Annotated in this window: 10 protein-coding genes; 6 read left to right on the top strand and 4 right to left on the bottom strand. The window is 62.5% G+C overall.

What is annotated here, in order from left to right; translation table 11 throughout:
- The first annotated feature begins 29 nt into the window (after positions 1–29).
- Genes surA through AB5Y80_RS03500 form a run of 5 tightly spaced genes read left to right on the top strand, consistent with a single transcriptional unit; the run spans position 30 to position 4,365 of the window.
- On the top strand, positions 30–1,322 hold the full coding sequence (gene surA, locus AB5Y80_RS03520; protein ID WP_048208296.1) for a peptidylprolyl isomerase SurA: 1,293 nt from the start codon (positions 30–32) through the stop codon (positions 1,320–1,322).
- A gap of 50 nt (positions 1,323–1,372) precedes the next feature.
- Positions 1,373–2,368: a 4-hydroxythreonine-4-phosphate dehydrogenase PdxA gene (gene pdxA, locus AB5Y80_RS03515; protein ID WP_368172532.1), complete on the top strand. Its 996-nt coding sequence runs from the start codon at positions 1,373–1,375 to the stop codon at positions 2,366–2,368.
- A complete protein-coding gene (gene rsmA / locus AB5Y80_RS03510) occupies positions 2,358–3,170 on the top strand; it encodes a 16S rRNA (adenine(1518)-N(6)/adenine(1519)-N(6))-dimethyltransferase RsmA (protein WP_010673207.1) in 813 nt (270 codons plus the stop codon). Before pdxA ends, rsmA begins: the two co-directional genes overlap by 11 nt.
- A 4-nt stretch (positions 3,171–3,174) precedes the next feature.
- The gene (gene apaG / locus AB5Y80_RS03505; RefSeq protein WP_010673206.1) at positions 3,175–3,537 is read left to right on the top strand and encodes a Co2+/Mg2+ efflux protein ApaG; all 363 of its coding nucleotides are present in this window, start codon (positions 3,175–3,177) and stop codon (positions 3,535–3,537) included.
- Positions 3,538–3,543: 6 nt separating this feature from the next.
- A complete protein-coding gene (locus tag AB5Y80_RS03500) occupies positions 3,544–4,365 on the top strand; it encodes a symmetrical bis(5'-nucleosyl)-tetraphosphatase (RefSeq protein WP_039040022.1) in 822 nt (273 codons plus the stop codon).
- A gap of 126 nt (positions 4,366–4,491) precedes the next feature.
- On the opposite strand, the gene AB5Y80_RS03495 is transcribed toward AB5Y80_RS03500, so the two are convergent.
- Entirely contained in the window at positions 4,492–4,977 is a 486-nt protein-coding gene (locus AB5Y80_RS03495) for a 2TM domain-containing protein (protein WP_041211140.1), read from the bottom strand.
- Between the two features lie 184 nt (positions 4,978–5,161).
- Positions 5,162–6,151, bottom strand: coding sequence for a luciferase-like monooxygenase (locus AB5Y80_RS03490; RefSeq protein WP_010673203.1), 990 nt, complete (start codon positions 6,149–6,151; stop codon positions 5,162–5,164).
- A gap of 216 nt (positions 6,152–6,367) precedes the next feature.
- Between AB5Y80_RS03490 and AB5Y80_RS03485 the strand changes: the two genes are divergently transcribed.
- Positions 6,368–9,253 (top strand): HD domain-containing phosphohydrolase, encoded by a 2,886-nt coding sequence (locus tag AB5Y80_RS03485; protein WP_323941826.1) that lies wholly within the window; start codon positions 6,368–6,370, stop codon positions 9,251–9,253.
- Between the two features lie 70 nt (positions 9,254–9,323).
- Here AB5Y80_RS03485 and AB5Y80_RS03480 read toward each other — a convergent pair whose 3' ends face one another.
- Both AB5Y80_RS03480 and cgtA read right to left on the bottom strand, forming a co-directional pair.
- On the bottom strand, positions 9,324–10,694 hold the full coding sequence (locus tag AB5Y80_RS03480) for a YjiH family protein (RefSeq protein WP_010673201.1): 1,371 nt from the start codon (positions 10,692–10,694) through the stop codon (positions 9,324–9,326).
- 366 nt (positions 10,695–11,060) lie between these two features.
- Positions 11,061–12,263, bottom strand: a complete 1,203-nt coding sequence (cgtA, locus tag AB5Y80_RS03475) for an Obg family GTPase CgtA (protein WP_010673200.1) — start codon at positions 12,261–12,263, stop codon at positions 11,061–11,063.
- Between the last annotated feature and the right edge of the window lie 62 nt (positions 12,264–12,325).

Below are 12,325 nucleotides of genomic sequence, written 5' to 3'. Positions count from 1 at the left end.
CGGTCTGGCAAACGCCTTGAGAGATGGATATGAAGAAGACGTTGATTTCCCTGCTGACCGCAGGCCTGTTCGGAGTCATGAGCCAGGGTGCCCTCGCCGCCCCCGAGCTGATGGACAAGGTGCTTGCCGTGGTCAACAAGGATGTGGTGCTGGCCAGTCAGCAGGAGGCCCTGGTGCAAAAGGTCAAGGCCTCCGCCCAGGAGAGCGGCCAGTCCCTGCCCGATGACGTCACCCTGCGCAAGCAGGCGCTGGATCGCCTGATCCAGGAGAGCCTGCAACTGCAACTGGCGGAGCGCCAGGGGCTCAAGATCAGTGACACCCAGCTGGAACAGGCCATTCAGAGCATCGCCGCCGACAACAAGATGAACCTGGAGCAACTGCGCGCCCAGCTGGAGCGGGAAGGCCTGACCTACGCCCAGTACCGTGAGGAGGTGCGCCGCGAAATCCTGATGAACGAGGTGCGCCGCAGCCAGGTCCGCCGTCGCATCAACATCTCCGATCAGGAGGTCAAGCAGGTGGTCGAAGCCCTGAGCAAACAGGGCCAGCAGCAGACGTCATATCATATCGGCCATATCCAGGTCGCGCTGCCGGACAACCCGAATGCCGAGCAGCTCAACGCTGCCAAGGCCAAGATCGAGCGCATTCTGGCGTCCCTGAAAGAGGGGGCCGACTTCCGCAAGCTGGCCATTGCCGAGAGTAACGGTCCCAAGGCGCTGGAAGGGGGTGACTGGGGCTGGTTGAGCCCGCAGGAGATGCCCACCCTGATGGCGGAAGCCGTGCAAGGGGCCGGCAAGGGTGACATCGTCGGCCCGCTGCGCTCCGGCGCCGGTCTGCACATCATCAAGATCTTCGACACCAAGGGTCAGCAACAGGTCATGCAGACCGAGGTCAAGGCGCGCCACATCCTGATCAAGCCCTCCATCATCCTGAGCGAGGAGAAGGCCAAGGGCACCCTGGACGGCATCCTGCACGACATCAAGAGCGGCAAGGCCAGCTTTGCCAGCATGGCAGAGAAATACTCCGAAGATCCGGGCTCTGCGGTGCAGGGTGGCGAGCTGGGCTGGTCTGATCCCAACGTCTATGTGCCGGAATTCCGCGACATGCTGGGTCGCCTGCAACCGGGCCAGATCAGCGAACCCTTCCGTACCAGCCACGGCTGGCACATCGTGCAGCTCGAGGAGCGCCGCAGCCAGGACGCCACCGGCAAGGCCCAGGAGCAACGCGCCTACCAGCTCATCTTCAACCGCCGCTTCGCCGAAGAGTCCCAGGCCTGGCTGGATGAGCTGCGCGACGAAGCCTACATCCAGATCGAACCCAATTGATGGGCGACACTCAGATGAACAAGGTGCATCCAGGGCACGCCGAGGCACAACTGAGCTGCCACCGGCTTGCCATCACCCCGGGTGAACCGGCCGGGATCGGTCCGGATCTGGTGCTGCAGATTGCCCAGCAGGATTGGCCCCATCAGCTGGTGGTGATCGCCGATCCCGCCCTGTTGCGCGAACGGGCCGCCCTGCTGGGGCTGCCCGTCGAGCTTGAACCCTATGACGAAAGCGCCCCCACCCGTCCGCAGCGAGCGGGGACTCTGACCGTCTGCCCCGTGCCGCTCGGCGCCCCCGTGGTGCCAGGCAAGCTGGATGAGGGTAACGGCGCCTATGTGCTGGCCACCTTGCAGCGCGCCTGCGACGGCAACCTGAGCGGCGAATTCGCCGCCGTGGTGACCGGGCCGGTGCACAAGGGGATCATCAACCAGGCAGGCGTCTCGTTCAGCGGTCACACCGAGTTCTTCGCCCAGCAGTCCGACACCGCCGATGTGGTGATGCTGCTGGCCACCGAAGGGCTGAGAGTGGCCCTCGCGACCACCCATATTCCCCTTGCCTATGTGGCCAAGGCCATCACCGAAGATCGCCTTGGCAAGGTAATCCGCATCCTGAATGCGGATCTCAAGCGCAAGTTCGGCATCGAACACCCCCGGATCTATGTCTGCGGCCTCAATCCCCATGCCGGGGAAGGGGGTCATCTGGGCCGTGAAGAGATCGATGTCATCGAACCCGCCCTGGCCGCCCTGCGCCAGGAAGGGATCGATCTGGTCGGCCCGCTGCCGGCCGATACCCTGTTCCAGGACAAATACCTCAAGGATGCGGATGCGGTACTCGCCATGTACCACGATCAGGGGCTGCCCGTGCTCAAGTACAAGGGCTTTGGCAACTCGGTCAACATCACCCTCGGACTTCCCTTCATCCGTACCTCGGTGGACCACGGCACCGCGCTGGATCTGGCAGGCAAGAACCTGGCAGACCCCGGCAGCCTCACCACCGCGATCAACCACGCCATCCAGATGGTAGAGAAAAAAAGATATGAGCAGTAAGGTGCACATGGGCCACACGGCCCGTAAGCGTTTCGGTCAGAACTTCTTGCACGACCGGTATGTGATCGACCAGATAGTGGCCGCCATCAACCCGCAACCGGGTCAGAATCTGGTGGAGATAGGCCCGGGTCTGGCCGCGCTCACCGAGCCGGTCGCCGCCCAGATGGACAAGATGACCGTGGTCGAGCTGGACCGGGATCTTGCCGCACGTCTGCGCGAACACCCCACCCTGAAAGAGAAGCTGACCGTCATCGAAGCCGATGCCATGCGCTTTGACTTCAGCACCCTGATGGGGGAAGGCAAGGGGCCGCTGCGCATCTTCGGCAACCTGCCCTACAACATCTCCACCCCCCTCATCTTCCACCTGTGCGAATTTGCCGACCGGGTGGAGGACATGCACTTCATGCTGCAAAAGGAAGTGGTACTGCGTCTGGCCGCCGGCCCGGGCAGCAAGGCCTATGGCCGTCTGAGCGTGATGACCCAGTACTACTGTCAGGTAGTGCCGGTGCTGGAAGTGGGTCCGGGCGCCTTCAAGCCGGCGCCGAAGGTGGATTCCGCCGTGGTGCGTCTGATCCCGCACAAGAACCCGACTATCGTCGCGAAAGACATTCGTTGCCTGAACCGGGTCTGCACCGAAGGCTTCGGCCAGCGTCGCAAGACCATTCGCAACAGCTTCTCCAACTTCATCACCGACGCCCAGCTGACCGAGCTTGGCATCGATGGCAACCTGCGCCCGGAGAATCTCTCCCTCGAGCAGTTCGTCACGATCGCCAACTGGCTGGCCGACCAGCAACAGGCCTGATCCCATGACCCAAGCCCGGATAGTGGTCCGCCCCCACCCAAGCTATGTGGCGGGAACCGCAGATCCCTACCATTTTCTCTATCGCATCGAGATTGAGAACCTGGGTCCGGGCACGGTGCAACTGCTGCATCGACGCTGGCTCATTACGGATGCCAATGGCAAGATGCTGGAAGTGGAAGGTCCCGGCGTGGTCGGTGAACAACCCCTGATCGCCCCCGGCGAGACCTTTTCCTACCAGAGTGGCGTTCCCCTCGCCACACCGCTTGGCGTGATGGAAGGCAGCTACATCCTGCAGGATGAATCGGGGCAACAATTCGAAGCCCCCATCGCCCCCTTCACGCTGGCCGTCCCCAACATAATCAACTGAGGTTTCATGGCGAACTGTTTCGTCGGTGATATCCAGGGCTGCTACGACGATTTGCGCCGTCTGCTGGATCTTGCCGAGTTCGACTTCGATAACGACACGCTCTGGCTGTGCGGCGATCTCGTCGCCCGGGGACCGGACTCCCTCAACACCCTGCGTTTCGTCAAATCACTGGGGCAGCAGGCCGTCACCGTGCTCGGCAACCACGACCTGCACCTGCTGGCGGTGGCCCACGGGGTCGCCCCGCTCAAGAAGAAAGACAAGCTGCAGGCGCTGATGGAGGCGCCGGATCGGGACGAGCTGCTGGAGTGGCTACGTCACCGTCCCCTGCTGGCAGAACACCCCGACCTGCCCATCATGATGGTGCATGCGGGCCTCTCCCCCGCCTGGGACGCCCACACCGCCCGCAGTTGTGCCCGGGAGGTGGAGAGCCTGCTGCGCGGGGATCAGTACAGCTGGCTGCTGCACAACATGTATGGCGATCAGCCCGACAGCTGGAACGACAACCTGCTGGGCATAGAGCGTTACCGCTACATCATCAACAGCTTCACCCGGATGCGCTTTTGCTACTTCGACGGGCGCCTCGACTTCAAATGCAAGAAGGGCCCCACCGAATCGACCCCGGGCCTGCGCCCCTGGTTCGAGCAGCGCGAGCACCATGTAGATGACCCCATCCTGGTCTTCGGCCACTGGGCGGCCCTGATGGGCAACACCGGCAAATCCGATATCAAGGGACTCGACACCGGGTGCGTCTGGGGCAACAGCCTCACCCTGTGGCGCTACGAGGACGACGCCCTGATCGCCACCCCCTGCCCGGCCTATGCCAAGTAGATCGGCTCTCTGCGGAACAAGGGAATGATCCGCCGTTGAGAGGAGAGCAATGCCCTCTCCTGCGAAATGGAGCTGAAAACAGAACGGGCCCGGCAATGCCGGGCCCGTTTTTTCATGATGAGCGGATCAGAGCCTGCGCCCCAGCCGTTTCTCGACCTGGCGCCGCTCCCATTCCGGGCCAAACAGCTTGAAGGGCTGGAACAGGTTGATGGCGTGAGAAGCCAGCCCCAACCCCCAGCCCAGCATGGGCCACCAGGCCCAGATATAATCCGGGTTGCTCAGGTAGTTGATGACAAACAGCCCCCCTATCACCAGCACATAGCTCATGAGGTGGCCATAGAAGCCCCTGAGCCCCTCCACGAACTTCATCGCCTCCCGCTCATCTCGCGCCACCTGCACGCGTCCCCGATCTTCGCCCTCATTCCCTTTCATCTCGCTCTCCTGCAGTTGGGTCACATCGAGCTCGAAGACGGCGGCCAGGGCCTTGAGGGATTCCAGTCCGGGTTGTTGTCCCTGCTCTATTCGCTGAATGGTGCGAACGCTCAGGCCAGTGAGGGTCGCCAGCTGTTCCTGGGACCATCCCCGTTGCAATCTCAACTTCCTGACGATCATCTTGCGCTCCTTGTGGTGATTGACAGGGCCAGCATAGGGAAAGGGGATGAGAGGCGACACGACAGATGGCCGACACTCACCTGACTTCCTTTAAAAATCAAAATCTTACTACCGCGCAATCGTGGCTTTTGCGCCCCGAGCAGCCAGGCTTGGCGTGCCGCTGGCGGCCAGACGTCACGGGGGGTTACAACCCCTGCATCAGCTCGGCACCAATCTCGAAGGAGCGCAGGCGCGCCTGATGATCGACGATGGGGCCGTTGAACATCAGCTCGTCCGCTCCGGTCTCTGCCAGCAGAGCCTTGAGGCCGTGGCGTACCCGATCCGGCTCCCCCACCAGGGAGCGAGCCAGGGTCTGCTCCATCGCCATCAATTCGCGGGGAGACCACTCATCCCCCAGCGTCTGCACCGGCAGTGGCAGCTTGCCGGCATCCCCCCGGTAGAGACGCAGGAACTGCTGCTGCAGGGTGGTGAACAGGAAGCGGGCCTCACGGTCGGTGTCGGCGGCGATCAGGTTGACGCACACCACCGCATGGGGTTTGGGCCAGCGGGCAGAGGGGCGGTATTGGGTACGGTAGATCTCCAGCGCCTGCAGCAACATGGCGGGAGCGAAGTGGGAAGCAAAGCCGAACGGCAACCCCATGGCCGCAGCCAGTTGGGCACTGTAGAGGCTGGAGCCCAGCAGCCAGATGGGCACATGGAGTCCCTGACCCGGCACCGCCTGCACGGCACCGACCTCGTCGCCAAAATAACTCATCAGTTCGCGCACATCCGCCGGGAAGTCATCCACCTCGCCGCTGCGCTGGCGGCGCAGCGCCTGCATGGTGCGCTGATCGCTGCCAGGGGCGCGGCCCAGGCCGAGATCGATGCGATCCGGATAGAGGGAACTCAGCGTGCCGAACTGCTCCGCAATGACCAGGGGGGAGTGGTTCGGCAACATGATGCCGCCAGCCCCGAGCCGCAACGTCGTGGTGCCCCCGGCCAGGTGGCCAATCAGCACCGCTGTGGCGGCGCTGGCAATGCCCGGCATGTTGTGGTGCTCCGCCAGCCAGTAGCGGTGGTAGCCCCAGCGCTCCGCATGGCGAGCCAGATCCAGCGAGTGGCGAAACGACTCGGCCGGTAGACCACCTTCGGGAACGGGCACTAGATCCAGCACGGAATAGGGGACGACAGACATGGGACACTCCATTGGTTCACAGGGCGTTTATCAGGGGAGCAATGTAGCACGAGATATCTGGACGAATCATCTCACCACAGGGCAAGGACGCAGCGCGAAGGCTGGCTGTTGATTTGGGGCTGAAGAGCGCAAGATCGAGTCCTAGGCTTTTTGTCATCCAGCAAGCACACTGTTAGGTGACCAATACGGCGATCGCCAGGGGACAAGGATCCGTCCATGACAAACGCAAGTCTCAGTCGCAGACCCTTTTACGTACACATTGCCACCCTTTTCATCCTGCTTTTCTCCTTGCTGGGGGGCGCCCTCATCGTGCTGCAGTTCCAGCAGGGCATGCAGCAGGGGCTGGAGCACGAACGTCAGAGCTTCCAGCAATACCGGGAGCAGCTTGCCCTCGCCATCAAGCTGAACCAGCGACCGGCCCGCATGTCCCTGAATCTGCTGCGCAGCGGCCAGCTGTCCGCCATGACAGACCTCGAGACGCGGCTCGCCTTCCTGCCCCAGCTGGCGGAAGTACTGGCCAACAGTACCAGTTACGGCGCCATCTATGCCGGTTACGAGGACGGCGATTTCTTTCTGGTTCGCAAGCTGACCGAACGGGCGAGAGGGGCGCTGGAGGCGCCTCCGCCCGAGAGCCGCCTGCTGGTCCAGAGCCTGCATCAGGGACAGGGAGAGTTCCTCTATTTCGACCAGCGGCTGCGGCTGCTGGAGCGGCGCCCCATGCCGGACTACCGTTTCGATCCGCGAGATCGGGGCTGGTACAAGGAGGCGCGCTGGAGCACGGGCATCATAGTGACCCACCCCTACCTCTTCTTCACTACCCGGGAGCCAGGCATGACACTGGCGGTGGAGAGCGACGATCGCCGGGCGGTGATCGGGCTCGATGCGGGCGTGGAGGGACTCTCTTCCCTCATCGGCGAGCTGCCCCTGCCCGGTCACAGCCAGCTGGTGCTGTTTGACGAGGTCGGGACCCTGCTGGCCACGGATCCCGAGCGCCTCCCAAGCTTCGAGCAACTGAGCCGCCTGCCCATGCTGTCGGCCCTCAATCACCCCATTCTCACCAGGCTGCAACAGGAGATGGCTGCGCGGCCTGCCCTGCTGCATCACCCCGCCGAGCTGACCCTGGCAACGGTTCAGGGTCAGGAGTGGCTGGTCAACCTCTCCTCCCTCGGGGAAGAGTCTCCGTTTTATCTCGCCCTCCTGGTGCCCACCGAGGTGCTCACCGCCCCGGCGCGCCAGGATGCGCTGCACAATCTCGCCTGGGCCCTTGCCGGTCTGCTGCTCCTGCTGCCCGTCATCTGGCTGGCTGCCCGGCGCACTGCCGCCCCCTTGCTGGTATTGACCGGGGAGGCTGAGCGGATCCAGCACTTCGACTTTGGCGAAAGCCCGGGGCCGGATTCGGCGATCCGCGAAATTGACGACCTCGCCCGCGCCATGTCCAGCATGCGCCTGACCCTCGGCAATTTCATGAACATGGGCCGGGCGCTGGCGGCAGAGCATCGCTTCGATTCATTGCTCAGCCGCATCCTGCACGAGACGGTGGCGGCAGCCCAGGCCGAGGGCGGCTGCCTCTTCCTGGCCCAGGAGAGCGAGATGCAGGCCGTTCACGCCATCTGGCAGGGGCAGCCGCTGGCGTGCGAACAGGTACAGTGGCAGGCGGCGCTGCTCGGCGGTCTCTACCACACGGAGCGCCTCTGCCTGCCCCTCGACGAGGCACAGTGGGCCCGCTACCTCAGCGACTGGGGCCCCTTCCCCGGTGCCTGCCAACTGCTGGTCGAACCCCTTCACAACCACCGTCAGGAGCTGATCGGCTGCCTGCTGCTGATCCTGCCAGACTGCTCGGCCCGCGAACTGGCCTCGCGCATCAGCCTCATCGAAGCGCTGGCGGGCACCTCCTCCTCCGCCATCGAAAACCAGCGCCTGCTGGAGGAGCAGAAGCAGCTGCTGGAAGCCTTCATCGAGCTCATCGCCGGTGCCATCGATGCCAAGAGCCCCTACACCGGCGGCCACTGCCAGCGGGTGCCGGAACTGGCCAGGATGCTGACCCAGGCTGCCTGCTCACAGCAGACGGGGCCCTTTGCCGATTTCCGGCTCAACGAAGAGGAGTGGGAGGCCATCCATATCGCGAGCTGGCTGCACGACTGCGGCAAGGTCACCACCCCGGAGTTCGTGGTGGACAAGGCGACCAAACTCGAGACCATTTACGACAGGATCCACGAGATCCGCACTCGCTTCGAGGTGCTCAAGCGGGATGCCCACATCGAGGCACTCTGCGCCCTGCTGCCCCCATCCGGGCAGCAGGGCGCCCTCGAGGCTGTAACCCCCCTCTGGCACACCCTGGATCAGGAGTTCGCCTTCGTGGCCGAGTGCAATCTGGGGGGCGAGTGGATGGCGCCGGAGAAGCTAGCCAGGCTGGATGCCATCGCCAGCCGTACCTGGTTGCGCACTCTGGACGATCGGCTCGGCATCAGTCAGGAGGAGCGCAAGCGCCACCAGGAGGCCCCCTCTCCCCTCCCCTGCCGCGAGTCGCTGCTCGCCGACAAGGCGGTCCATCTCATCCCTCGCCCCGAGCATGACAATCTCGCCCGACACAACCCATGGGGCTTCAAGGTGCGGGTGCCCACTCACCTCTACAACAGGGGGGAACGCTACAATCTCGCCATCGGCCGCGGCACCCTCACCGAAGAGGAGCGCTACAAGATCAACGATCACATCATCCAGACCATACGCATGCTGGAGAAGCTTCCCTTCCCCCGCCATTTGCGCAAAGTGCCGGAGATTGCGGGGGGCCATCACGAGCGGATGGACGGCACGGGCTATCCGCGCCAGTTGCAAGGGGGGCAGATGAGCATTCCAGCCCGCATCATGGCCATTGCAGACATCTTCGAGGCGCTGACGGCGAGCGACCGCCCCTACAAGTCTGGCAAAACGGTCTCCCAGTCCCTGGCCATCATGGTGAAGATGGTGCAGGAACAGCACATAGACCCGGCCCTGTTTGCCCTCTTCATCGAGAGCGGCATCTGGCGGGACTACGCCAGACGCTTCCTCGCCCCCGAGCAGCTGGACGAGGTCGAATGCCGGGCCTTGCTGGCAGGATCACACTGACCTTCCGCTGGCTCTCGCCCATAAAAAAACGGTCAACCCGGGTTGACCGTTTTTCGTTCCACTTCGCCCCTTAGAACAGCAGGTGCGCCACACCGGCAATCACCGGCAGGGTGACCAGGGTGCGCAGCAGGAAGATGACGAACAGCTCCCACAACTTGACCGGGATCTTGCTGCCCAGCAACAGAGCGCCCACTTCCGACATGTAGATGAGCTGGGTGACCGACATGGCGGCGATCACGAAGCGGGTGATGTCGCTCTCGATGGTGGAGGCCAGCACCGCCGGGATGAACATGTCGGCGAAGCCCACCATGATGGTCTTGGAAGCAGCTTCCGCCTCCGGCAGTTGCAGCAGCTCGAGCAAAGGCACGAAGGGCGCCCCCAGCCAGTTGAACACCGGGGTGTGCTCCGCCAGCATCAGGGCACAGGTCCCGACGGCCATCACCACCGGCAGCACGCCAAACACCATGTCCAGGGCGTTTTTCACCCCTTCACGCGCCACAGCGCCGAGATCCGTCATGCTGTCGGCCTTGGTCAGGGCACGATGGTAGCCGTAGCTCAGTACGCTGTGCTGATGGGGGATGGCCTCCTGCTTGCGGCACAGGGGAGTACCGTCGCTGTAGACATCCTTCTTCCAGGAGAGCGGCGGCAGGCGCGGTACCACGATGGCGGCCACCACACCGGCCAGGCAGACGGTCAGGTAGAAGGGGACGAACATGTGCTCCAGCTTCACCTGGGAGATCACCACCAGGCAGAAGGTGATGGAGACGGCGGAGAAGGTGGTACCGATGACGGCCGCTTCCCGCTGGGTGTAAAACTTGCCTTCATACTGCTTGCTGGTCAGCAGGATCCCGACGCTGCCATCACCGAGCCAGGAGGCGAAGCAGTCCACCGCAGAACGCCCCGGCAGACGGAACACCGGACGCATGATGCGGGTCATCATGGTACCGACAAACTCCAGCAGACCAAAATCCAGCAGCAAGGGCAGCAGCAGGCCCGCAAAGATGAAGACGGAGAACAGTACCGGCAGCAGATCGTGCAACACCAGGCCGCCGGTCGCCCCTGAGCGCAGCACCTCGGGACCGGCTTCAAAGAAGGTCAACAGCACGAAGACCCCGCCCAGCACCCGCACGCACGCCCAGAAGGGGGAGACGTTGAACAGGCTGTTGAGGAAGGGGCGTTTCACCAGGATCGCCGGTTTGAACAGCCAGGCGATCAGGGTCATCAGCATGGTGGTGGTGATGATGGCGCTGACCATGGCCACCAGATGATCGGCAAACACCGTTTGAACCAGCTTCGCCAACACGGCGACGGGAATGGTGACATTGCCGTCATAGATGACCGGGGTCATGAACAGCAGGATCCCGATCAGTGACGGGATCAAAAACATCAGCACGTTGCGGCGAGTACGGATTGCCGGTGCTTCCAGGGTCTTTTCCAACATATAAACAGCCTTAAATGTGACTTTTCCTTCAGCCGGGCCGCCTGCATACTCATGCCCTCGCCCGGAAAACGGGCGCAAGAATAACCCAAAAAACTGCACAAACAAGCCGTTAATTGATCATTTCAAGCATAAATATTTTATCAGGCGAACCATCCATAAGAACAAACCAAAACAGTCATGCATATCGATTCAATTTGAATGGTTAGCATAATGTTTCACACAGGTTACATTCAGGTGCGCAGTATAATCCGCAGCCACTGTCAGGCAATAAGAGACATGAAAAATATATCTATAGGGTGATCCCGTCGATCCTCCCATAAAAAAACCGGAGCCTGTCTGGCCCCGGTCTTGTCATGAACATGATGCTCAATCGCGAACGTAAATGACTTCGACGCCGTCGTCGTCCTCATCGTCCCAGTCGTCATCGTCCAGGCCATCATCGAAGGCCTTGGACGCCGCCAGGGCATCGGCTTCCGCCTTGGCAAGCTGGTTCTTGTGGTAGTCGTCCCACTTGAACTCCACCTTCTCGATGGCGTCTCTGGCATCCTCCGCCAGCTGACGGGGCATGGTGTCCAGCAGATCCAGGATGTCGTAGCACACCTTCTTGGTGCCTTCCTTGCTGATGGCGGTGATGGCGTAGACCGGACCTTCGTGGTTGAGGGCTGCCTTGACTCTGTCCATCACTTCCTGAGCCTCTTCTTCCAGGATCAGGTCCATCTTGTTGAACACCAGCCAGCGCGGCTTGCCCGCCAGCTCGGGGCTGTATTTTTCCAGCTCCCGGACGATGGTCACGGCGTTTTCGGCAGGATCGGAACCATCCACCGGGCAGATATCCACCAAGTGGATCAGGACGCGGCAACGCTCCAGGTGCTTGAGGAAGCGGATCCCCAGGCCTGCACCCTCGGCAGCCCCTTCGATGAGGCCGGGAATGTCGGCAATGACGAAGGAGCGGGAGTTCTCGCCACGTACCACACCCAGGTTCGGTACCAGGGTGGTGAAGGGGTAGTCTGCCACTTTCGGACGGGCCGCAGAAACGGCGCGAATGAAGGTGGACTTGCCTGCGTTGGGCAGACCCAGCATGCCGACATCCGCCAGCAGCAGCAGCTCCAGCCTCAGGGTACGCACTTCACCCGGGGTGCCGTTGCTCTTCTGGCGCGGCGCCCGGTTGACCGAGCTCTTGAAGCGGGTGTTGCCAAGGCCGTGGAAGCCACCCTTGGCAACCAGCAGCTTCTGATCGTGACTGGTCAAATCCCCCAGCAGTTCGCCGGTGTCTTCATCGGTGGCACGGGTTCCCACCGGCACGCGCAGGATCTTGTCCTTGCCGCGACGACCGGTACAGTTGGCACTCTGGCCGTTCTCGCCACGCTCGGCGGCGTGGAAGCGCTCGAAACGGTAGTCGATCAGGGTGTTCAGGTTTTCATCGGCCACCAGATACACGTCGCCACCATCACCGCCGTCACCGCCGTCCGGGCCGCCGTTCGGGATGTACTTCTCGCGGCGGAAGCTCACACAACCGTTACCACCGTCACCGGCATCGACTCGAATCTGGACTTCATCAACAAACTTCATAGGTAACCGTCACCTTAATTCGAAAAACCGATACGCAATTATAGTGATACGGGCCCCTTCGG

This window comes from Aeromonas sp. R2-1 (genome assembly GCF_040908425.1).
Classification (GTDB): domain Bacteria; phylum Pseudomonadota; class Gammaproteobacteria; order Enterobacterales; family Aeromonadaceae; genus Aeromonas; species Aeromonas caviae.
The sequence above is the reverse complement of the archived record's forward strand: the minus strand, read 5'-3'. Positions and strand labels throughout refer to the sequence as shown.